24 protein-coding genes are annotated in these 21478 nt (G+C 70.1%); 13 read left to right on the top strand and 11 right to left on the bottom strand.

Annotated features, from left to right (window positions below):
* On the top strand, positions 1 to 129 hold a 129-nt coding region (locus tag BST14_RS23640; protein WP_158085918.1), incomplete at its 5' end, for a methionine adenosyltransferase domain-containing protein.
* A 14-nt stretch (positions 130 to 143) separates the two neighbouring features.
* Here BST14_RS23640 and BST14_RS23635 read toward each other — a convergent pair.
* The 3 genes from BST14_RS23635 to lipI are packed head-to-tail and all read right to left on the bottom strand — an operon-like array spanning position 144 to position 3610.
* On the bottom strand, positions 144 to 1640 hold the full coding sequence (locus BST14_RS23635; RefSeq protein WP_083066776.1) for a flavin-containing monooxygenase: 1497 nt from the start codon (positions 1638 to 1640) through the stop codon (positions 144 to 146).
* A 10-nt stretch (positions 1641 to 1650) separates the two neighbouring features.
* Positions 1651 to 2613, bottom strand: coding sequence for an alpha/beta hydrolase (locus BST14_RS23630; RefSeq protein WP_083066775.1), 963 nt, complete (start codon positions 2611 to 2613; stop codon positions 1651 to 1653).
* Between the two features lie 22 nt (positions 2614 to 2635).
* Complete coding sequence (gene lipI, locus BST14_RS23625; RefSeq protein ID WP_083066774.1) at positions 2636 to 3610, bottom strand: esterase LipI; 975 nt, start codon at positions 3608 to 3610, stop codon at positions 2636 to 2638.
* On the opposite strand from lipI, the gene BST14_RS23620 reads away from it, so the two are divergent.
* The 3 genes from BST14_RS23620 (at position 3609) to BST14_RS23610 (ending at position 7097) form a co-directional block, all read left to right on the top strand.
* The gene (locus tag BST14_RS23620) at positions 3609 to 4379 is read left to right on the top strand and encodes a lysoplasmalogenase (RefSeq protein WP_083066773.1); all 771 of its coding nucleotides are present in this window, start codon (positions 3609 to 3611) and stop codon (positions 4377 to 4379) included. The genes lipI and BST14_RS23620 overlap by 2 nt on opposite strands.
* Positions 4380 to 4459: 80 nt before the next feature.
* On the top strand, positions 4460 to 6484 hold the full coding sequence (locus BST14_RS23615) for a primosomal protein N' (protein WP_211280795.1): 2025 nt from the start codon (positions 4460 to 4462) through the stop codon (positions 6482 to 6484).
* Between the two features lie 127 nt (positions 6485 to 6611).
* Positions 6612 to 7097 (top strand): MarR family winged helix-turn-helix transcriptional regulator, encoded by a 486-nt coding sequence (locus BST14_RS23610; protein ID WP_083066772.1) that lies wholly within the window; start codon positions 6612 to 6614, stop codon positions 7095 to 7097.
* 27 nt (positions 7098 to 7124) lie between these two features.
* Here BST14_RS23610 and BST14_RS23605 read toward each other — a convergent pair whose 3' ends face one another.
* The gene (locus BST14_RS23605) at positions 7125 to 7952 is read right to left on the bottom strand and encodes a class I SAM-dependent methyltransferase (RefSeq protein ID WP_083066771.1); all 828 of its coding nucleotides are present in this window, start codon (positions 7950 to 7952) and stop codon (positions 7125 to 7127) included.
* A gap of 179 nt (positions 7953 to 8131) precedes the next feature.
* Here BST14_RS23605 and fmt point away from each other — a divergent pair, with 179 nt between their 5' ends.
* The 4 genes from fmt (at position 8132) to ribD (ending at position 12308) form a co-directional block, all read left to right on the top strand.
* On the top strand, positions 8132 to 9079 hold the full coding sequence (gene fmt / locus BST14_RS23600) for a methionyl-tRNA formyltransferase (RefSeq protein WP_083066770.1): 948 nt from the start codon (positions 8132 to 8134) through the stop codon (positions 9077 to 9079).
* Positions 9076 to 10524 (top strand): RsmB/NOP family class I SAM-dependent RNA methyltransferase, encoded by a 1449-nt coding sequence (locus BST14_RS23595; protein ID WP_083066779.1) that lies wholly within the window; start codon positions 9076 to 9078, stop codon positions 10522 to 10524. Before fmt ends, BST14_RS23595 begins: the two co-directional genes overlap by 4 nt.
* A gap of 72 nt (positions 10525 to 10596) precedes the next feature.
* Entirely contained in the window at positions 10597 to 11286 is a 690-nt protein-coding gene (gene rpe, locus BST14_RS23590) for a ribulose-phosphate 3-epimerase (protein ID WP_083066769.1), read from the top strand.
* Entirely contained in the window at positions 11283 to 12308 is a 1026-nt protein-coding gene (gene ribD, locus BST14_RS23585) for a bifunctional diaminohydroxyphosphoribosylaminopyrimidine deaminase/5-amino-6-(5-phosphoribosylamino)uracil reductase RibD (protein ID WP_083066768.1), read from the top strand. The genes rpe and ribD overlap by 4 nt, the downstream gene beginning before the upstream one ends.
* On the opposite strand, the gene BST14_RS23580 is transcribed toward ribD, so the two are convergent.
* Together BST14_RS23580 and BST14_RS23575 are read right to left on the bottom strand one after the other, a co-directional pair.
* Positions 12305 to 13885, bottom strand: coding sequence for an MFS transporter (locus BST14_RS23580; protein ID WP_083066767.1), 1581 nt, complete (start codon positions 13883 to 13885; stop codon positions 12305 to 12307). The two genes, ribD and BST14_RS23580, sit on opposite strands and share 4 nt — an antisense overlap.
* Complete coding sequence (locus tag BST14_RS23575) at positions 13882 to 14589, bottom strand: LppX_LprAFG lipoprotein (protein WP_083066766.1); 708 nt, start codon at positions 14587 to 14589, stop codon at positions 13882 to 13884. Before BST14_RS23575 ends, BST14_RS23580 begins: the two co-directional genes overlap by 4 nt.
* A gap of 118 nt (positions 14590 to 14707) precedes the next feature.
* Between BST14_RS23575 and BST14_RS23570 the strand changes: the two genes are divergently transcribed.
* Positions 14708 to 15310 (top strand): riboflavin synthase, encoded by a 603-nt coding sequence (locus tag BST14_RS23570; RefSeq protein ID WP_083066765.1) that lies wholly within the window; start codon positions 14708 to 14710, stop codon positions 15308 to 15310.
* 13 nt (positions 15311 to 15323) lie between these two features.
* On the opposite strand, the gene BST14_RS23565 is transcribed toward BST14_RS23570, so the two are convergent.
* A complete protein-coding gene (locus BST14_RS23565) occupies positions 15324 to 16229 on the bottom strand; it encodes a TIGR03619 family F420-dependent LLM class oxidoreductase (protein ID WP_083066764.1) in 906 nt (301 codons plus the stop codon).
* 88 nt (positions 16230 to 16317) lie between these two features.
* Complete coding sequence (locus BST14_RS23560; protein WP_083066763.1) at positions 16318 to 16935, bottom strand: NADPH-dependent F420 reductase; 618 nt, start codon at positions 16933 to 16935, stop codon at positions 16318 to 16320.
* 96 nt (positions 16936 to 17031) lie between these two features.
* On the opposite strand from BST14_RS23560, the gene BST14_RS23555 reads away from it, so the two are divergent.
* Positions 17032 to 17532: a MarR family winged helix-turn-helix transcriptional regulator gene (locus BST14_RS23555; protein ID WP_083066778.1), complete on the top strand. Its 501-nt coding sequence runs from the start codon at positions 17032 to 17034 to the stop codon at positions 17530 to 17532.
* 7 nt (positions 17533 to 17539) lie between these two features.
* On the opposite strand, the gene BST14_RS32810 is transcribed toward BST14_RS23555, so the two are convergent.
* A complete protein-coding gene (locus tag BST14_RS32810) occupies positions 17540 to 18091 on the bottom strand; it encodes an Mtp family mycobacterial-type pilin (protein ID WP_142279561.1) in 552 nt (183 codons plus the stop codon).
* Between the two features lie 107 nt (positions 18092 to 18198).
* Between BST14_RS32810 and BST14_RS23545 the strand changes: the two genes are divergently transcribed.
* From BST14_RS23545 to BST14_RS23535, 3 genes are read left to right on the top strand one after another with little or no spacing between them, the layout of a single operon-like run.
* Positions 18199 to 19476, top strand: coding sequence for a bifunctional 3,4-dihydroxy-2-butanone-4-phosphate synthase/GTP cyclohydrolase II (locus BST14_RS23545; protein WP_083066777.1), 1278 nt, complete (start codon positions 18199 to 18201; stop codon positions 19474 to 19476).
* The gene (gene ribH / locus BST14_RS23540) at positions 19473 to 19955 is read left to right on the top strand and encodes a 6,7-dimethyl-8-ribityllumazine synthase (RefSeq protein WP_083066762.1); all 483 of its coding nucleotides are present in this window, start codon (positions 19473 to 19475) and stop codon (positions 19953 to 19955) included. Before BST14_RS23545 ends, ribH begins: the two co-directional genes overlap by 4 nt.
* Positions 19952 to 20422, top strand: a complete 471-nt coding sequence (locus tag BST14_RS23535; protein WP_083066761.1) for a PH domain-containing protein — start codon at positions 19952 to 19954, stop codon at positions 20420 to 20422. Before ribH ends, BST14_RS23535 begins: the two co-directional genes overlap by 4 nt.
* 154 nt (positions 20423 to 20576) lie before the next feature.
* Here the strand turns inward: BST14_RS23535 and BST14_RS23530 are convergent, their stop codons facing one another.
* Both BST14_RS23530 and BST14_RS23525 read right to left on the bottom strand, forming a co-directional pair.
* Complete coding sequence (locus BST14_RS23530) at positions 20577 to 20915, bottom strand: hemophore-related protein (RefSeq protein WP_064936546.1); 339 nt, start codon at positions 20913 to 20915, stop codon at positions 20577 to 20579.
* A 105-nt stretch (positions 20916 to 21020) separates the two neighbouring features.
* The coding region (locus BST14_RS23525) for a PPW family C-terminal domain-containing PPE protein (RefSeq protein ID WP_497795592.1) at positions 21021 to 21478 on the bottom strand (458 nt) is incomplete at its 5' end.

Here is a 21478-nt window from a genome sequence, read left to right as displayed (position 1 = left end):
ATCCGCGACCTGGACCTGCTGCGCCCGATCTACGCGCAGACCGCCGCCTACGGGCACTTCGGCCGCACCGACGTCGAGCTGCCGTGGGAACAGCTGAACAAAGTCGACGACCTCAAGCGCGCGATCTAGGAGCCGGCAACCGACTAACCGGTGAACCGGTAGTCGTCCAGATTGAACCGCCGGCTGCGCCAGTACACCTCCGGGGTGGTGCCCGGGCGCAGCGGCACGTCGCCGTTCTTGTCGAAGTAGTAGCTGTTGGCCAGTCGGCAGCTGTCCTGCCAGAAGATCTGGCGGGGACGTCGGCGCATCATCTCGGCGAAGTAGCGGTCGTTGGCTTCCTCGGTGACCTCGACGCGGGTGGCGCCGACGCGCTTGGCCCGCTTGAGGCACCGCACGATGTGATGGGTCTGCGCCTCGATGAGCGCGAAATACGAAGAGCCGACGTAACCGTACGGGCCGAACACCGTGAACAGGTTGGGGAAATCGGGCACGGTGACGCCCTCGTAGGCCTGCAACCGGTGCTCGTCCCAGAACCGGCTCAACGACTTTCCGCCGCTTCCGGTCACCGCGAAGGTGGGCACGTTGTCCGGGTCCATCACCTTGAAGCCGGTGGCCAGGATCAGCACGTCGATCTCATGGTTCTCGCCGTCGATGGTGGCCACCGCGCCGGGGGTGATCTTGTCGATCGGCTCGGTGACCAAGCGCACGTTGTCGCGGTTGAACGTGGCCAGGTAACCATTGTGGAAACCGGGACGCTTGCAGCCGACCGCGTACTTCGGGGTCAGCTGTTCCCGGACGGCCGGATCCCTAACCTGTTGGCGCAGATAGGATTTCCCCAGCGAGGCCATCCGCGTGGCCAGCGGGAAAACCGTGAAGTAGTGCGCCGAGATGGGAAAGGTGAGCTCGACGTAAGCCTGGCTGAGCAGGCGCTGCAGGAATTTGCCGCCGGGAATCCGCATCGCCCAGCGCGCCGGCGCGGGCAGCGGCACGTCGAGCTTCGGGAAACACCAGATCGGGGTGCGCTGAAAGACGGTGAGCGACGACACGATTGGCGCGATCTCGGGAATCACCTGCACGGCCGAGGCGCCGGTGCCGATCACCGCGACGCGCTTGCCGCGTAGGTCCTGGCTGTGGTCCCACCGGGCGGTGTGCATGGTGATGCCGCCGAACGAGTCCACCCCGGCGATGTCGGGCAGGTTCGGCACCGTCAGCACGCCGCAGGCGCTGATCAGGAACCGCGCGGTGATTTCACCCGCCGGGTCGGTCTGCACCCGCCACAGGCGGCGCTCGTCGTCGAAGTCGGCGGTCTGCACCTTGGTGTTGAACCGGATTCGCGACCGGAGGCCGTACTTGTCGGCGCAGTGTTCGGCGTAGGCCTTGAGCTCACGCCCCGGCGCGTAGGTGCGCGTCCAGTGCCGGCTCTGCTCGAAGGAGAACTGGTAGGAGAACGACGGGATATCTACGGCGATACCGGGATAGGTGTTCCAGTGCCAGGTGCCGCCGACCCCGTCGCCGGCCTCGATCACCAGGTAATCGGGCAGACCGGCCCGGTCGAGGTTGATGGCCGCACCGATGCCGGAGAACCCGGCGCCGATGATCAGCGCGTGATAGTCGGGGGCCTCGTCTTCGTGCGGAACCATCGTTGCCTGCCTAGGGGTGCAGTGCCTTATGGAGCGCCGTCAGGCCGCGTTCGGTGGCCTCGGCGGCGGCGGGTATCGCCAAGGCGAAGCTGACGAATCCGTGTACCAGGGTGGGCTCGTTGGCCAGCTCGACCGGCACGCCCGCGGCGCCCAGCAGCTCGGCGTAACGGGCCCCGTCATCACGCAGGGGATCGTGTTCGGCGGTGGCGATGTAGGCGGGCGCCAGCCCGGACAGATCCGCGGCGTTTGCCGGAGCCATGGTGGTGGGCAGCGCCTTCGGGTCGGTGAGATCGAGATCGGGCACATACCAGGACAGGAACGCGTCGATGACGTCCCGGTTCAGGATCGGCGCCTCGGCGTTGTCGGTGTACGACGGCAGGGACAGGTCCGCGGTGACCGTGGGGTACCACAACAACTGGAAGCGCAGCGCCGGCCCGCCGTTGTCGCGGGCCAACAGCGCGGTCACCGCGGCGAGGTTGCCGCCCGCCGAGTCACCGGCCACGGCGATGGTTTTCGGGTCGCCGCCCAGCTCGGCCGCGTGCTCGCCGACCCATTGCAGGGCCGCCCAGCAGTCGTCCACGCCGGCCGGGAACGGATGCTCCGGGGCCAGCCGGTAGCCGACGGACACCACGATGGCCTCGGCGCCGACGGTGTGCGCGCGGGCGACCGGGTCGTGGGTGTCCAGGTCGCCCAGGCAGAACCCGCCGCCGTGGTAGAACACGACCACCGGCAGCGGGCGCAGTTCGCTGTCGGGCCAGTAGATGCGCACCGGGAGGTCGGTGCGTCCGCCGTGGGCGATGGTGCGATCCTCGATCCGCAGGTCCGGCAGCATCTTCGGCGGGACCTTGAGCAGCTTGAGCCGCTGGCGGGCGACCTCGACGCCGTCGGCCTCGCGAAACGTCATCGGATAGGCGTCGAGCAACGCCTTGAACGTCGGATCGATCCCGGGCCGGTCGATGGTCGGCTCGCTCATGCGTTTACCGTACGCCGCGTTTTCACCGGTGCAGGGCGGTTCGCAGCGCCGCCAGCCCGGCCTCGAGCGCCGCGGTGGCCGCGGGCACCACGCCGGCATACCCCAGGTAGCCGTGCACCAGGGTCTCGGCGTTGTGCACCTCGGCGGCCACGCCGGCGGCGGCCAGCAGCTCGCCGTACCGAATGCCGTCGTCGCGCAGCGGGTCATACCCGGCGACGGCGATGTAGGCGCGAGCCAGGTTGCTCAAATCCTTCGCGCGACCCGGCGCCATGCCGGGCGGCGGATTCGACATATCGACTTCGCCCGCGTACCAACGGGAGAACTCCGCGACGGCGCGGGTGTCCAGGATCGGCGCGGTGGCGTTTTCGGCGAACGACGGCAGCGACGCGTCCCACATGGTCGACGGGTACCACAACAGCTGGAACACGATCGGCGGGGCGCCGTTGTCCCGCGCCCGCTGTGCCACCGCGGCGGAGATGGTGCCGCCGGCCGAATCTCCGGCGACGGCGATCCGGCCCGCGTCACCGTGCAGTGCGGCGGCGTTCTCCGCGACCCAAAGCGTTGCGGCCCAAGCGTCTTCGACGGCGGCGGGGTAGGGATGCTCGGGGGCCAGCCGGTAATCGACGGACACCACGATGGCGTCGGCGCCGACCGCATGCTGACGCGCCGTGCCGTCGTGGGTGTCGAGGTCGCCGATGACGAACCCGCCGCCGTGGAAATACACGACCACCGGGGCGGCGTCGCCCTCCGAGCGTTCAGCGGGATGGCTTGGCGGCCAATAGATCCGGATCGCGATCGAACCCGCGGGCCCGGGAATCGTGCGATCCTCGACCCGCAGCTCGGGATGCAGCGGCCGGCGCGGCAGGTCGCGGAACCGCTGGCGGGCCGCGTCGACGCCGTCCTCAGTTGATAGCCGGAAGGGAACCGCATCCAGTACCTTCTGCAGGATGGGGTCGATAGCGGGTTTCTCGTCGGCTGTGTTATCCAAGCTGGGCATGGACGTACCGTACGCACCTCGTCTGGTGGCCGGCGCCTGGGTGGTGGCCGGCTGGGCGGCCCTCGGCTACGGCATCTACCTGACCGTGCTGGCGCTGCGCTCGCCGCCGGGAATCGACCTGACCGGACACTGGGTGTTGCAGCCGGCGTTCAAGGCCTCGATGGCGTTGCTGCTCACGCTGGCCGCGGTGGGGCACGCCGTCGTCCGCGAGCGGCGGTGGCTGATGCCGGCCCTGCTGCTGTCCGGCGTCGGCGACTGGGTGCTGGCGATCCCGTGGTGGACGCTGTCCTTCGTGGTGGGCCTGGCTGCATTCCTGTTGGCGCACTTGTGTTTTGTGGCCGCGCTGCTGCCGCTGGTGCCGGCGTTCTCCGGGGCGTCGAAGGATGCGCGGCCATCGACGGTGCGCATCGTTGCGGTGGTGCTCATGTGTGGGGTGTCGATCGCGCTGCTGGCCTGGTTCTGGCCCCACCTGGGGGCGGAGAAGTTGACGCTTCCGGTGGCGGTCTACATCGTGGTGCTGACCGCGATGGTGTGCACGGCCCTGCTGGCGAAGCTGCCGACGATCTGGACGGCGGTGGGCGCGGTCTGTTTCGCGGCCTCGGATTCGATGATCGCCATCGGCCGCTTCATCTTGGGTAATGAGGCGCTGGCCGTGCCGATCTGGTGGTCGTACGCGGCGGCCCAGATCCTGATCACGGCCGGATTCTTCTTCGGCCGCGAGCTTCCCGTGGACGCCGCCGGGGACGCCGCGGCGCCCGCCGAGAGCTGATTGTCGCCGGTGCCCGGGTGTGCTGCGGACTCCGACGGTAAGACATTGAACGACAACATGATTCGCGGCCCGGGGGTGCGGTGAGCCGCGGCGCGCGCACGCCCGTCGAGGTGGAGCCCATCGCCCGGGTGCTGCCGATGCTGTCGGTGCCGCATCTGGATCGCGAATTCGACTACCTGGTGTCGGCCGAGCAGTCCGACGACGCCCAGCCCGGCGTGCGGGTGCGGGTGCGTTTCCACGGCCGCCTGGTCGACGGGTTCGTGCTGGAGCGCCGCAACGACACCGACCACCCCGGCGAGCTGGGCTGGCTGGATCGCGTCGTGTCGGCCGAACCGGTGCTCACCCCGGAAATCCGCCGGCTGGTCGATGCGGTCGCCGCGCATTACGCCGGCACCCGGCCCGACGTGCTGCGCCTGGCCGTGCCGCCCCGGCACGCCCGCGTGGAGCGGGAACCCCTGGTGAGCCGGGATGCGGCCATCCCGGAGCCCGTCGACCCGTCCGGCTGGGACGGTTATGGCCGGGGAGCTCAGTTCCTGGCCGCCCTGGCCGAGTCGCGGGCCGCGCGGGCCGTCTGGCAGGCGCTGCCGGGCGAGTCGTGGACGGACCGGTTCACCGAGGCCGCCGCGCAAACGGTGCGCACCGGTCGCTCGGCGCTGGCGCTCGTGCCCGACCAGCGCGACCTGGACGCGCTGTGGCAGGCCGCGACGGCGCGGATCGACGAGGGCAGCGTGGTCACCCTGTCGGCCGGCCTGGGCCCGGCGGCGCGGTACCGGCGGTGGTTGGCGGCGCTGCGCGGCACCGCGCGGCTGGTGATCGGCACCCGCAGCGCGGTTTTCGCGCCGCTGAGCGACCTGGGGCTGGTGATGGTGTGGGCCGACGCCGACGACAGCCTGGCCGAGCCGCGGGCACCGTATCCGCATGCCCGCGAGGTGGCGATGCTGCGCGCGCATCAGGCCCGGTGCGCGGCGCTGATCGGCGGCTACGCGCGCACCGCCGAAGCCCACGCGCTGGTGCGCAGCGGCTGGGCGCACGACATCGTCGCGGCGCGGCCGATGGTGCGCGCCCGCACGCCACGGGTGATCGCCCTCGACGACACCGGTTACGCCGACGAGCGCGACCCGGCGGCGCGCACGGCGCGCATCCCGTCCATCGCGCTGCGCGCCGCCCGCTCGGCGCTGCACGCCGGGGCGCCGGTGCTGGTGCAGGTGCCGCGACGGGGGTACGTCCCGTCGCTGGCCTGCGCGCGGTGCCGCACCATCGCGCGGTGCCGGCACTGCACGGGGCCGCTCTCACTGGCCGGGCCGTGGCAGGAGGGCGGCGCCGCGCTGCTGTGCCGTTGGTGCGGTCGTGTCGACCCGACCCGGCGGTGCGCGCGCTGCGGGTCGGATGCGGTGCGCGCCGTCGTCGTCGGGGCGCGGCGCACCGCCGAAGAGCTCGGGCGCGCGTTCCCGGGCACGGCGGTGATCACGTCGTCGGGTGATGGCGTGGTGCCCGAGGTCACGGCCGGTCCGGCGCTGGTGGTGGCCACCCCGGGTGCCGAGCCGCAGGCGTGCGGTGGTTACGGGGCGGCGCTGCTGCTGGACACCTGGGCGCTGCTGGGCCGGCAAGACCTGCGGGCGGCCGAGGATGCGCTGTGGCGCTGGATGAGCGCGGCCGCGCTGGTGCGTGCCCGCGGCGACGGCGGCGTGGTGATGGTGGTCGCCGATTCATCGCTGCCCACGGTGCAATCGTTGATCCGCTGGGATCCGGTGGGGCATGCGGACGCGGAGGTGACCGCGCGTGCCGAGGTGGGTCTGCCGCCCGGCGTGCACATCGCGACCATCGACGGGACGCCCGGCGCGGTCACCGCGCTGCTCGACGAGGCCCGGCTGACCGATCCCGAGACCATCCACGCGGATTTGCTTGGGCCCGTGGATCTTCCGCCCGGCGTGCGCCGCCCCGCCGGGACCCCGACCGGCGCGCCGGTGACCAGGATGCTGGTGCGCGTGCCCCGTCAGCAGGGGCTGGCGCTGGCGGCGGCGCTGCGCCGCGGCGTCAGTGTGCTCAGTGCCCGGCAGACCCATGAGCCGGCTCGCGTGCAGATCGACCCTCTGCACATCGGGTAACCTTCATGAATTGTTACCTTGGGCGACAATATGTGCGTGCAATAATTCCTTTTTACCACATTGGAAGGTTGCTACACTTTCTCATTCTTGGCCGCCGAGATGCCGGAACCATCCGGGGAGGGGCGATATGACAGCGGACGACACCGCCGTTGACGAGTCACTGGACGTCATCACCGATGCTCTGCTAACGGCCTCCCGTTTGCTGATCGCGATCTCGGCGCGCTCCGTGGGGCAGGTCGACGAGACCATCACCATCGCGCAGTTCCGCACGCTGGTGATCCTGTCCAATCGCGGCCCGGTCAACCTCGCCACGCTCGCCGGCCTGTTGGGCGTGCAACCGTCGGCCACCGGCCGGATGGTGGACCGGTTGGTCGCCGCCGGACTGATCGACCGCCTGCCCCACCCGACCTCGCGGCGTGAGCTGCTCGCCGCGCTCACCACGCGCGGCCGCGACGTGGTCCACCAGGTGACCGCGCACCGGCGCGCGGAGATCGCGACCATCGTGGCGAAGATGCCGCCCCCGGAGCGACACGGGCTGGTTCGGGCGCTGACGGCCTTCACCGCGGCCGGCGGCGAGCCGGACGTCCACCTGGACGCCGATGTCGACGTGTAGCCGACGTGCGGATCGGCGCCATCGGGCCTAGCCGGCCCGCTTTTCGGCGGTCACCAGCAGATACTCCCAGCCCATGGTGCCGTCGGTCAGGTGGTCTTGCGCGAGTTCGATGAGCTGGGCGTCGAGCTCGGCGGCCAGCACGCGGTTGTGGCCGATGTTCGCGTACGCCTCGATCGTCGGGCCGTAGTGCTGCTTGAAGTACGCGTGCACGGCCTCGGCGCTGTCAAATCGGTTGACCGCCAACATGCCTCGCGTCGTGGCGAGGTCGCTGATCTGGTCACCGAGCAGTGCGGCGACGTAGCCGGGGCGCCCCCAGAGCGCCGCGGGTGGCGCCGGGTGAGACAGGCTCGGCCGGTAGGGCCGAATGGTGGCGAGCATCCGGCCGAAGAATCCTTCGGGTGTCCAGCTGATCACGCCGATGGTGCCGCCCGGGCGGCAGACCCGGACCAGCTCGCTGGCGGCGCGCTGCTGGTCGGGCGCGAACTGCACGCCGATCGCCGACATGACCACGTCGAACTCGCCGTCGCCGAACGGGAGCGCCTGTGCGTTGGCTTCCCGGTAGTCAAGCGTCAGGCCCCGCGCCGCGGCCCTGGCCTGCGACCGTTGCAGCAGCTCGGGGGTGAGGTCGGTGGATACGACGGTGGCGCCGGTCGCGGCCGCGGGCAGCGAGATGTTGCCCGAGCCGGCGGCGACGTCGAGAACCCGCGTGCCCGGCCCGGTGCCGATCGCCTTGACCAGGGCGGGGCCGAGCGGGGCCATAACCTCCTCGGCCATCAGCGCGTAGTCGCCCAGGGCCCATACCGTGCGATGCGTTGCGGCCACCGAGGCATCGCTGATCGAAGTGTCGAGGGTCATCTAGACCTCCTTGGGAGGTGAAGGGATTTGTCTTTCGACCTCGTTGTCGACGGATGTCGGCTGCGCGGCTCACGCCGGGAGACAGTGACTCCTAGAAATAGTAGCCATAAGCAATAGTGTACGCACACACCTTCCGCCGGCGGGTCCGGCCCGCGGCCCCCGCTTTCTAGACTGACCCGGTGCGCCTTGTCTTCGCCGGAACCCCCGAACCCGCGCTCCCCGCATTGCGCCGCCTCATCGACTCGCCGCGTCACGAGGTGGTCGCGGTACTGACCCGTCCGGACGCCGCGGTGGGGCGGCGCGGCAAGCCGGAGCCGTCGCCGGTGGCGCGCGAGGCGCTCGAGCTCGGCATTCCGGTGTTGCGGCCGTCGCGGCCGAATTCCGACGAATTCGTCGGCGAGCTGGCGCGGTTGGCCCCGGACTGCTGTGCGGTGGTGGCCTACGGCGCGCTGCTGCGCGACGGCCTGCTCGCGGTGCCCCCGAAGGGCTGGATCAACCTGCACTTCTCGCTGTTGCCCGCCTGGCGCGGCGCCGCGCCGGTGCAGGCGGCCATCGCCGCGGGGGACAGCATCACCGGGGCGTCGACGTTCGAGATCGAGCCGAACCTGGACTCCGGCCCGATCTATGGAGTCGTGACCGAGACGATCCGGCCGACCGACACCGCAGGGGATGTGCTTGAGCGACTGGCTGTTTCGGGCGCGGATCTGTTGTCGGCCACCCTGGACGGCATCGCCGACGCGACCCTGACGGCGGTGCCGCAACCCACCGAAGGGGTCAGCTTCGCGCCGAAGATCACCGTCGAGCAGGCTCGGGTGCGCTGGGACCTGCCGGCCCAGGTCATCGATCGCCGCATCCGTGCCGTCACCCCCAGCCCCGGGGCCTGGACGTTGCTCGGTGACCTGCGCATCAAACTGGGCCCGGTGCAGACTGCCGAGTCGTCCGCGACGCCCGGCCCGCCAGATCCGTTGTCGCCCGGCGCCATTCACGTGGACCGCAGGAGCGTCTGGGTCGGCACGGGTTCGGATCCGGTGCGGTTGGGCCAAATTCAGCCGCCCGGAAAGAAATTCATGAATGCGGTCGATTGGGCGCGCGGTGCGCGGCTGGGCGCGGGCGTGCGGGCGACATGACCACCGGCCGCGACAGACCTCGGCGTGGGCGGCCGGAGCGCAGGCCGGCGCCCCAGCAGCGCGCCCGCCGACCCCGACAGCGGGGCCGCAGGCCGCCGCGCCGGCCGCTGGACCCGGCGCGCGCCGCCGCGTTCGACGTGCTTCGAGCGGTCAGCGAGCGCGACGCGTACGCCAACCTCACCCTGCCCGCGCTGCTGCGCGACCGCGGCATCACCGGCCGGGACGCCGCTTTCGCCACGGAACTGACCTACGGCACCTGCCGCAGCCGGGGCCTGCTCGACGCCGTCATCGGCGCGGCGGCGGGACGCTCGCCGCAGGCCATCGACCCGGTGCTGCTCGACCTGCTGCGCCTCGGCGCGTATCAACTGCTGCGCACCCGGGTCGACGCGCACGCGGCGGTGTCCACCACCGTCGAGCAGGCGGGAATCGAATTCGACTCGGCGCGAGCGGGTTTCGTCAACGGGGTGTTGCGCACCATCTCGGGGCGTGACGAGCGTTCCTGGGTCGGCGAGCTGGCCCCCGACCCGGCACGAGATCCGATCGGGCATGCCGCGTTCGTGCATGCGCACCCCCGGTGGATCGCCCAGGCGTTCGCCGACGCGTTGGGCGCCGCCGCGACCGAACTCGACGCGGCGCTGGCCAGCGACGACGAAAGGCCTCAGGTGCATCTGGCCGCCCGCGCCGGCGCGCTTTGCGCCGCCGAACTGGCCGAGGCGGTGGGCGGCACCGTCGGCCGTTATTCGCCGTACGCGGTGTACCTGACGGGTGGCGATCCCGGGCGGCTGGCGCCGGTGCGCGACGGCGCCGCGCTGGTCCAGGACGAGGGCAGCCAGCTGGTGGCCCGGGCCCTGACGCTGGCCCCGGTGGACGGTGATGGCGGCCGGTGGCTGGACCTGTGCGCCGGCCCGGGCGGCAAGACGGCGCTGCTGGCTGGGCTCGGCGCGCCCTCGGGAGCCCGCATCACCGCGGTGGAGCCGGCCCCGCGGCGCGCCGATCTGGTGGTCGAGAACACTCGCGGTCTACCGGTCGACGTGCTGCGGGTCGACGGGCGGCACACCGGTCTGGAGCCGACCTTCGACCGCGTGCTCGTCGACGCCCCCTGCACCGGTCTGGGGGCGCTGCGCCGCCGACCGGAGGCGCGGTGGCGGCGTCAGCCCGCCGACGTGCCGACGCTCACCAAGCTGCAAAGCGAGCTGCTGGGCGCCGCGATCGCGCTGACCCGCCCCGGCGGTGTGGTGCTCTACGCCACCTGCTCGCCGCACCTGGCCGAAACCGTCGGCGTGGTCACCGACGCGCTGCGCCGCCACCCGGTGAGCGCGCTGGACACCAGGCCGTTGTTCGAGCCGGTCGCCGACCTGGGGGACGGGCCGCATGTCCAGCTCTGGCCGCACCGGCACGGCACGGATGCGATGTTCGCGGCCGCGCTGCGCCGCGAAGCGGGGTAGCAAGGACGCGACACAAACGGCCCGGCCGCGCCGGATGTGAAGCGGTCCGCGCGGCTCAGTAGTCTGGCGCTCATGCCTCGCAACATCGCGGGACCTTTGATCGCGCCGTCGATCCTTTCCGCTGACTTCTCCCGGCTCGCCGACGAAGCCGCCGCCGTGACCGGCGCCGACTGGTTGCACGTCGACGTGATGGACAACCACTTCGTGCCGAACCTGACCATCGGGTTGCCGGTGGTCGAGAGCCTGCTGGCGGTCACCACCATCCCGATGGACTGCCATCTGATGATCGAGGACCCGGATCGCTGGGCGCCTCCCTACGCCGAGGCGGGGGCGTACAACGTCACTTTCCACGCCGAAGCCACCCACAATCCGGTCGGCGTGGCCCGCGACATCCGCGCCGCCGGCGCCAAGGCGGGGATCAGCGTGAAGCCGGGGACCCCGTTGGAGCCCTACCTGGAGATCCTGCCGCAGTTCGACACCTTGCTGATCATGTCGGTGGAGCCCGGTTTCGGCGGCCAGGACTTCATCCCCGAGGTGCTGAGCAAGGTCCGCACCGCGCGCAAGCTCATCGAGGCGGGGGAGTTGACGATCCTCGTCGAGATCGACGGCGGCATCAACGCGGACACCATCGAGCAAGCCGCCGAGGCCGGCGTCGACTGCTTCGTCGCCGGGTCGGCCGTGTACGGCGCCGAGGATCCGGAGGCCGCGATAGACGCCCTGCGGCGACAGGCCGCCGGCGCCTCCCCGCGCCTGCGTCGATGACGGCGCCGGCGGGCGAGGGACTGGACGCCGCAATGCGTTTGGCGATCGACCAGTCCAATCAGGTCAAGGGGACCACGTATCCGAACCCGCCCGTGGGGGCGGTCATTTTGGACGCCCGCGGTGAGGTCGTCGGCGTAGGGGCCACCGAGCCGGCCGGTGGCGATCACGCCGAGATCCTGGCGCTGCGGCGGGCCGGCGATCTGGCGGCCGGCGGTACCGTCGTGGTCACCCTCGAGCCGTGCAACCACTACGGCAAAACCCCGCCCTGCGTGAACGCCCTACTGGACGCGAAGGTGGGGACTGTGGTGTATGCCGTCGCCGACCCGAACCCGCAGGCCGCCGGCGGCTCGGCTCGGCTCGAGGAGGCGGGCGTGACGGTGGGCTCCGGCGTGCTGGCCGACGAGGTGACCGGCGGCCCGCTGCGTGAGTGGCTGCACAAGCAACGCACCGGGCTGCCGCACCTGACCTGGAAATACGCCAGCAGCGTCGACGGCCGCAGCGCCGCCGCGGACGGGTCCAGCCAATGGATCTCCAGCGAGGCCTCACGGCTGGACCTGCATCGCCGCCGCGCGGCCGCCGACGCGATCGTGGTGGGCACCGGCACCGTGCTGGCCGATGACCCGGCGTTGACCGCCCGGCTGCCCGACGGCTCTCTGGCCGACCGGCAACCGCTGCGGGTGGTCGTGGGGATGCGTGAAATACCCTCGGAGGCAAAGGTTCTCAACGACGATTCGCGGACCATGCTGATCCGCACGCACGACCCCATGGAGGTGCTCAAGGCCGTCGCGGACCGCACCGACGTCCTACTGGAGGGCGGCCCGACCCTGGCCGGCGCCTTCCTGCGGGCCGGGGTGGTGAACAGGATCCTGGCCTACGTCGCGCCGACCCTGCTGGGCGGTCCGGTCACCGCGGTCGACGACGTGGGAGTGACCACGATCGCGCGGGCGCTGCGCTGGCATTTCGACGGCATCGAGCGGGTGGGGCCCGACGTGGTGCTCAGTCTGGTGCCGCGCAGCGGCTAGCGCTCTCCCAACGAGACCGCTTGCGGCTCAAGAGTTTCCGGCTCCTCGGCGTGCTCCTTGCGGCCGCCGATCAGCAAACCCAGCAGCGCTCCCGCGATACAGATCGCGACGGTGGCCAAGAAGATGTCGCCGTACATCTGGGCGAAGGCCTTCAGGTACATGGTGCCCTGTGCGGCGATGCGCTCCAGCAACGTGGCGTTGGGCGGGATCGCGGCCGTCAGGCTTGCCACGATCTGGTTGAACCGGTACAGGCCCCACGCGCTGAGTGCGGCCACACCGATCAGCATGCCTGTCATCCGGGCCACCACCACGGCCGCCGAGGCGATGCCGTGTTGGGCCGACGGCACAACGCGCAGCGCGGCGGAGGTCAGCGGTCCGATCACCAGGCCCAGGCCCACCCCGGCGACCAGCAGGTCGGCGTGCAGCGCGGGTACGCTGAACACGCCGAAGACGTTGTGCTTCTGGCTCATGACGTCCTGGCGCCAGAAGTGAATCAGCCAGTAGCCGTAGGCCGCGATGAGCAGTCCGATGAAGGTCATGATCCGGTCACCGATCCGGGTGGCGATCCACCCGCCCAGCACCGCCCCGATCGGCAGCGCGATCAGGAACCACAGCAGCAAGCCGGCGGCCTGAGTCTGGCTTTGGCCCAGCACGCCCTGGCCGAACAGCTCGACGTCCACCAGCGTCACCATCAGCGCCGCACCGGCGAACAGCGAGGCGCCCAGCGCGGCCAGGAACGGGCGGAAGTGCACGCCCGCCGGCTCGATCAGCCGGGTGCGCGCGAAGCGCTCCCAGATTCCGAACAGCGCGGCGACCACGGCCGCGCCGATGACCAGCGGCAACCCGTAGCTGGGCAGGATCTGCTTGCCGTCGGGTTGCGGGTTGTACAGGCCGATCACGGCGAGGCCCAGGGCGACCGCCAGCAGCACACCGCCGACCAGGTCGACCCTTTCGGGCTCCTCCACCCGCTCGTGCGACGGCAGGCTGAACTGGATCATCACCATCGCGATCAGCGTCAGCGGGACGTTGATCCAGAAGACGTAGCGCCAGTCGTGAAACAGAAAGACGATGAAGATCCCGTACAGCGGCCCGAGCACGCTGCCGAGCTCCTGCGCGGCGCCGATGCCGCCAAGCACGCCGGCGCGGTTGCGCTGCGCCCACAGGTCGGCGCCCAGGGCGAGGGTGACCGGCAGCAGCGCGCCGCTGGCCACGCCCTGGATGGTGCGGCCGCCGACCAGCAGGTGGAAATCGCCCCAGTGACCGGCCAGCGCGGTGACCACCGAGCCGACCATGAACAGCGCCAGGCTGACCTGCAGCACGAGCTTGCGCCCGAACCGGTCGGAGGCCCGGCCCAGCAGCGGCATGGCGGCGATGTAGCCCAGCAGGTACATCGTGATGATCCAGGTGATGCGCTGCAGCTGGTTAATCGGGATGTGAACGTCGGTCATGATGTCGCGCATGATCGTCACGACGACATAGGCATCCAGGGCGCCGAGCAGGACCGCCAGGCTGCCCGCGCTGATCGCTACGCGGCGCCCGGTCTGGTGCCCGGTCGGGGCTTTGGTCTCCGCGGTCACGAGCTCACCGGGGGCTTGGTGACCTGAACCTGCTCGCCCCAGTTGGACAGGGTGATCTGGGCGGAGTTGCCCGAGCTCTTCTGCAGGTTGGCTTGGACCAGCTGGTGCTCACCGGACTCCTGGATCCACACCGTGCTGGGCACCCGTTGGGTCGCGTTGAACTGCGGCACGATTTTGTTCACCGCGTCGGCCGAGACGTTGCCGCTGATGCGAATGGTGTTCTGTCCGTTGATGTTCTCGCGGCCCTCGGACTTGGCGTCGCTGAAGTTCGCCAGCGCGTTGCCCAGCCCGTTGTCGGGGTTGAGCAGCACCGAAACGTCATAGACGTCGGAGGCCTTGCCGAAGTCGCTCCATTTGTTCGGGGTCAGGGTGGCGTACAGGGTCCCGTCGACCACCACGAAGTTGGCGTCGATGTCGGACCCACCCAGGGTGATGGTGGCGTTGCCCGACGCGGCGGTGGTCGGTGCCGTGGTGAGGTCGCCGGTCAGCGTCTTGATGGGCAGCCCGGGGATCTTGCCCTGAACGCTGAGCGCGATGTGCGCGCTCTTCACCTTCTTGGTGGCGTCGGCCGACTGCTTGACCAGGGTCGTGGCGTCGGGAAGCGGTGCGCCGCTCTGCTTTGAGCCCGACGAACAGCCGGCGATCAAGGCGGTGGCGAGGGTCAGGGATGCGATGACGGCCGATAGACGGCGGCGGGTCTGCATACTCTGCATCGTAAAGGGTGCCGGTGACTGCCCTGGTGAACGCGGGGCCCCGGTGTCGCCCAAACGCCGCTGTTTGCCCTGCTCATTCGCCAGAAAGTGGGCCAATTAGCCTAGGAGGATGTTTACCGGGATTGTCGAGGAACTCGGTGAGGTGACGGCTCGCGACGTCCTCTCCGACGCGGCGCGGCTGACCATCCGCGGCGCCGTCGTGACCGCCGACGCTGGCCACGGCGATTCGATCGCCGTCAACGGCGTGTGCCTGACCGTCGTCGAGCTGTTGCCCGGCGGTCAGTTCACCGCCGACGTGATGGCCGAATCGCTCAACCGGTCCAACTTGGGCGAGCTGCAGGTCGGCAGCCGGGTGAACCTGGAGCGCGCCGCGGCCGTCAACAGCCGGCTGGGCGGGCACATCGTGCAGGGCCACGTCGACGGGACCGGACGCATCGTGGCGCGGACGCCGTCCGAGCACTGGGAAGTGGTGCGGATCGAGATTCCCGCCGAGGTGGCCCGCTACGTCGTGGAAAAGGGCTCGATCACCGTCGACGGGATTTCGCTGACGGTGTCCGGGCTGGGCAGCGAGCCGGGGGATTGGTTTGAGGTCTCGCTGATCCCCACCACCCGGGAACTGACCACGTTGGGCCGCGCGCCGGTCGGGACGCCGGTGAACCTGGAAGTCGACGTCATCGCCAAGTACGTCGAGCGGTTGATGACCCGGGGATAGCCCGACGGCGAGATCAGTCCAGTTCGCCGCCATGGCCACGCCATCGGGCGATCACCTGGCCGGCGAAGTCAAGCATCTGGTCAAGGCTAGGGAACAGCGCGAAGGCATCCACGATCGCCTCGTCGGCACCGGACCGGGCGAGGCGCTCGAGCCTGCCGGCCACCGCGTCAACGGACGCGCCCGGTTCGAGGTTGATGCGCATGGCGGTCTTCAGCGCGTCCGGATCGCGGCCGGCGTCATGCGCCGCGCGGCGCGCGATTGACCACAAATGGTCGGTGACCTCGTCCTGCAGCCCCTCGACCCCGAGCCAGCCGGCGCCGCTGCGGCCGACCCGGCGCATCGCGGCCTCGCTGGCGCCGCCGATCCAGATGGGCGGACCGCCGGCCTGGACCGGCCGCAGGTCGGCATGGACCGGGGGCAGCGAGAAGAACTCGCTGTCCCAGGACACCGGGGTGGTCGTCCACCACTCGCGCAGGAACGCCAGCAGGTCGTCGAGCATCTGACCGCGCCGGTGCCAGTCCGCGCCGCGGGCGATGTCGTGCTCGTCCTTCATCCACCCGAGCCCCACGCCGACACCAAGGCGGCCGTCGCTGAGCACGTCGAGTGTGGTCAGCAGCCGGGCCAGGTGCGGCGGCTCGTAGTAGAACGTGCTGAGCGTGCTGGCGTTCAGGCGCACCCGGCTGGTGGCCGTCGCGGCGACCGTCCACAGCAACACCGGATCGAGGTAACGGGTCATCTGCGGCGGGTAGGGCTGTTCTTTGCCCGGATAGGTGCTGTGCATATCAACGGGCGTGACAAATCGATCGCCGACCCACAGCGTGTCGTACCCAAGGTCTTCGAGTCCGCGGCAGAACGCGCTCAAACCAGCGGCGCTGCTGATAGCGGGCCCGACTATGGGAAGCGCGAAACCGAGCTTCATCCCGAGAATCCTTTCGATGATCTATCAACCATTATTTGGGCGCATCGCGCCCTTGTTCGTTCAGTGCCTGGGCCGGCGGCGGCGCGGCTCAGCCGGGAACCGTCGCGCCCAGCGCGAAGGCGAAGTTCCCCACCCCGTGGCGGGCGAGGCCCATCACGACCAGGCCCGTTCCTTCCAGCCAGTGGGCCATGTTCAAGCCGCCGACGTCCAGCGGGCGCAGCCCGAGGCTCTCGATGAACTCCGCCACGGCCGCCTTGGCGCGCGCGTCATCGCCGGCGATCAAGACGTCGAGCCGCCGGCCCTGGGCCAGGACAACACCGAAGACGGTGTTGAATGCCTTCACCACGCTGGCGCTGGCCGGGGCCGCCTTTGCCACTTCCTGCGCGATCGAGGTGTCATCGGGGATGGCCAGCCCGTCGGCCGCGGAATTGAAGGGGTTGCTGATGTCGACGATGACCTTGCCCGCGAGGGCGTCTCCGTACTGGGCGACAACCGGAACGACGTTGGCGTACAACACGGAAACGATGACGATGTCCCCGGCGGGGACGGCGCCGAACTCTGCCGTCGTCGCGCCTAGGGCCTTGGCCAGGTCGGCTGCCTTGGTCCGATCGCGGCCCATGACCTCGACGGCGTTGCCGCCCGCTACCGCCAGCCCGCCGATGGCGCGGGCCATGTTTCCGGTGCCGATGATGCTGATGCTGTTCATGGAGCGTCCTGTCTTGAATGGAGGGTGCAAAGGTTGATGTGTCCACCTTAGGCGGCGTTTGGTGACGCGTCAACCAAATGCCGTAGGATGCAACCGATGGAACCGAACTGGTTGAACCCCCGCGAAGACCGCGCCTGGCGGGCCTTTCAGCACGCGCATCATCGGCTCGACGTGCACCTGAACCGGGGCCTGCAGAAATCGGGCCTATCGGGGGCCGACTACGAGATCCTGGCCGTGCTCTCGGGTCACGACGGCGACCGCATGCCCGCCCACGAGCTGTGCAATGCGCTGGGCTGGGAGAAAAGCCGTGTCTCCCACCAGGTGCGGCGCATGCAGAAGGACAGGCTGATCTGTCGCGAGCCCAACCCCGACGACGCCCGCAGCACCATGGTCTGCCTGCTGCCGGCCGGCCGCGCCGCGATCGAGAAGGCGGCACCCGGGCACGTGCAGGACGTGCGGCGGAACTTCATCGACCTGCTCACCCCGGCTGAGCTCGACATGCTGGCCGCCCTCAACGAACGGGTCTTACGCCACCTGGCCGACGAACACGGCTCTGCCGCCGGGGGCGAGCCTTCGCCGAATGCGCCGAGCGATTGAGGTCCTTTTAGGTCGGAACACGGAAACAGGCCGCCGGTCCACGACGGTGTTGCCGTGGCGGCGACCTGTCCCCGAAACGGCTCGGCTTACAGCCCGTTCCAGCGGCCGTTGGCCCAGAAGCCCCAGCTGTTGGTGCCGGGATTCCAGACCGGGTGAGCCCACGGCGCCCACGGCGGCGGTGGTGGCTGCGGTGGAGCCCACGGACGCGGCGGACCCCAGCCCGCCGGGCCGGCGTGTCCTCCCAGTCGTGGCAGTTGTTCCAGTCCCAGTTGTTGCCCCAGCCCGGGTTCCATTGCGCGCCCGGGCACCAGTGATAGACCGGCGCGGCCCGCCGGCGTGCGCGGTCCGTTTGGGACCGACGCCGCGGGCCGGGCGCGAAATTGTGATCCCGGCGACGATTGCGCGGCCGGCGACGGCGCGGTCTGGCCCGGCCGGGCGTCGCGACTTCGCCGCGAGGGGATGGGCGCGCCTCATCGCAACTGGTCAGGCCGTCGGTGCCGCCGGGCCGCCCGCCGGCCCGGCGCGATCCGGGCCCGTCCCGCTGATCAAACCGCGGCAATAACCGCGCGGTCGCCGTGGTTCATACTTAATGCAACACGTGGGCTTCTCGTGTGAGCCGTTTCGACAGTGTTCCCGCCGGAAAGCGGGAACGGCGAGGTAGCAAAGATGACGAGGTTGGACTCCGTCGAAAGGGCGGTTGCCGACATTGCGGCCGGCAAGGCCGTCATCGTCATCGACGACGAGGACCGCGAGAACGAAGGCGATCTGATCTTCGCCGCCGAGAAGGCGACGCCGGAGATGGTGGCGTTCATGGTGCGCTACACCTCGGGATACCTGTGTGTGCCGCTGGACGGCGAGATCTGTGACCGGCTGGGGTTACTGCCGATGTATGCGGTCAACCAGGACAAGCACGGCACCGCCTACACCGTCACGGTCGACGCCAGACGGGGTGTGGGCACCGGGATTTCGGCCTCGGACCGGGCCACCACGATGCGCCTGCTCGCCGATCCCACCAGCGTCGCCGACGACTTCACCCGGCCCGGTCATGTGGTTCCGTTGCGCGCCAAGGACGGTGGCGTATTGCGCCGCCCAGGACACACGGAGGCGGCCGTGGACCTGGCCCGGCTGGCCGGGCTGCAGCCCGCGGGCGCCATCTGCGAGATCGTCAGCCAGAAGGACGAAGGCGCCATGGCGCAGACCGACGAACTGCGGGTCTTCGCCGACGAACACGACCTCGCCATGATCACCATCGCCGACCTGATCGAGTGGCGACGCAAACACGAAAAGCACATCGCCCGGATCGCCGAGGCCCGGATACCGACCCGGCACGGCGAGTTTCGTGCCATCGGCTACGCCAGCATCTATGAAGAAGTCGAGCACGTCGCGCTGGTGCGCGGGGAAATCGCCGGGCCCAACTCCGACGGTGACGACGTCCTGGTGCGCGTGCACTCCGAATGCCTCACCGGTGACGTGTTCGGTTCGCGCCGCTGCGATTGCGGGCCGCAGCTGGACGCCGCGATGGCGATGGTCGCCCGGGAGGGACGGGGCATCGTGCTGTACATGCGCGGCCACGAGGGCCGCGGCATCGGGCTGATGCACAAACTGCAGGCCTATCAGCTGCAGGACGCCGGTGAAGACACCGTCGACGCCAACCTCAAGCTTGGATTGCCCGCCGACGCAAGGGATTACGGGATCGGAGCGCAGATCCTGGTCGACCTCGGGGTGCGTTCGATGCGGCTGTTGACCAACAACCCGGCCAAGCGGGTCGGGCTGGACGGGTACGGCCTGCACATCATCGAGCGGGTGCCACTGCCGGTGCGCGCCAACGCGGAGAACATCCGTTACCTGATGACCAAACGGGACAAGATGGGCCACGACCTGGCCGGGCTGGACGACTTTCACGAATCCGTGCATCTGCCAGGTGAATTCGGCGGTGCTTTGTGAGCCCGGCCGAGGGTGTGCCGGAGGTTCCGCCGCTCGATGCATCCGGCCTGCGGTTGGCCCTGGTCGCCAGTACCTGGCACGGCGGGATCTGCGATGCACTGCTGGGGGGTGCCCGCAAGGTGGCCTCGGAATCGGGCATCGACGACCCGACGGTGGTGCGCGTAATCGGCGCAATCGAGATCCCGGTGGTGGCGCAGGAACTGGCCCGAAACCACGATGCCGTCGTCGCGCTGGGCGTCGTGATCCGCGGGCAGACACCGCATTTCGAATACGTCTGCGATGCGGTGACCCAGGGCCTGACCCGCGTGTCGTTGGACACTTCCACACCGGTGGCCAACGGCGTGCTGACCACCGACACCGAGCAGCAGGCCCTGGACCGGGCCGGCCTTCCCGAATCGGCCGAGGACAAAGGGGCACAAGCGACTCTGGCGGCCCTTACCACCGCGCTGACCCTGCGTGAGTTGCGCGCTCGGTCGTGACATCGCCTACCGACCGCGAGACCTGGGATGCGGTGCTGCGTCCTTACCGCACACCCTTATTCGCCTATGGGGCGGCGTTCGTGATCGCCGCGGCGCACATCGCGGTGGGCCTGCTCCTCAAGGTGAAGTCCACCGGGGTGGTCTTTCAGACCTCGGACCAGGTGGCGATCGCGGTGCTGGGCCTGGTCATCGCCGGCGTCGTGCTCTTGTTCGCCCGTCCGCGGCTGCGGATCGGGCCGGCCGGTGTGTCGGTGCGAAACTTGTTGGGCGACAAGCTGATCGAATGGCAGGACGTTGCCGGCGTGTCCTTTCCGGTGGGTCACCGCTGGGCGCGAATCGACCTGCCCGACGACGAGTACATCCCCGTGATGGCCATCCAGGCCGTCGACAAGGGCCGCGCGGTGACCGCCATGGACACCGTGCGGTCGCTGCTGGCCCGCTATCGACCGGACCTGCAGACGCACTGAGCGCTGTAGGCTGCGCCGATGCGGCTGAGCGGGTTCGCCACCGCGCGGTGGGCGGCGAAACGCCGGACACAGGTCGGCGGGCGCGCCGCTTAGTCGCGGCGGCCCGCCGCCTGGTGATCTAACGCTGTGGTCGGGAAGCCCGAGCCGGAGACACTCAGTACCGAGTGCAGTCCGTCATCATTTGCTGGAAGATGGGCAGGGCCTGCTGGGCCCCCTGGTTGTGCTCGATAGCGTGAAGCAGGTTCACCCGCTGATCGGGCGACGACGCCAGATACTGCTGCAAGAACTGCTGGTTGGGCGGCGACTGGTCGAGGTACTGGGCGGCCATCGGGTTTTCCGCGTGCACGGCCCGCATCGCCTGGTCGTAGCTACAGGTGGTGTTGATCATCGGACCGTAATCCGGGCTGGCCGATGCCACTCCGGCCCCAGCGGTCGACGCCAGTGCCAAACCGCCGACGGTCACGGCCAGTTTGGCCAACGAGCGCTTCATCATTTACGGACTCCCTCCATTGCTCTGCCCCCACTCTAACGTTGAGCTAGAAGCCTGGTAGCCAGAACGGAAGCCGTCCAAACCGCCGCGACCGCGCGAAAAAGCCCATTAAGGGCCCTTCACCTGCCCGGTTGGTCCTTCTTCGATTGGGTGGCACCAGCTGCTCGGCAGCAGGGGTTCGCCCGGGCCGACGTCCGATGACGCGCCGGTAAGTGTGGTCAAGCCCGCCGGAGGCGCGCCCGCCCCGGGGGAGGTGCCGGCGAACCCCATTTGTCCCGCGCCCCGATCCGAGGCGGTCGCGCCGTCGGCGTCCCCCGTCGAACCCTGGTCGAGATATTCGTAGCGGCGGCCGGGGTCGATCAGGCCCGATCGGGGACGCCGGCGGCGCCGGGCCCTTTCCCGCCCGGCCACGGCGGCCGGCGCCGCGACGGCGTCGGGCGCGGGCGCCTTCTGGCCGCTGCGTGAACCGAGAGTCATGTCAGTGCCGGCCCCGAGTCCGGGAGGGCCGACCACGTAGGGGTAGCCGGCAGCCGGGACGCCGGGGGCGGGCGGCACCGGCGCAACGG

Origin of the sequence: Mycobacterium arosiense ATCC BAA-1401 = DSM 45069, assembly GCF_002086125.1 — a bacterium.
Classification (GTDB): Bacteria; Actinomycetota; Actinomycetes; order Mycobacteriales; family Mycobacteriaceae; genus Mycobacterium; species Mycobacterium arosiense.
The sequence above is the reverse complement of the archived record's forward strand: the minus strand, read 5'-3'. Positions and strand labels throughout refer to the sequence as shown.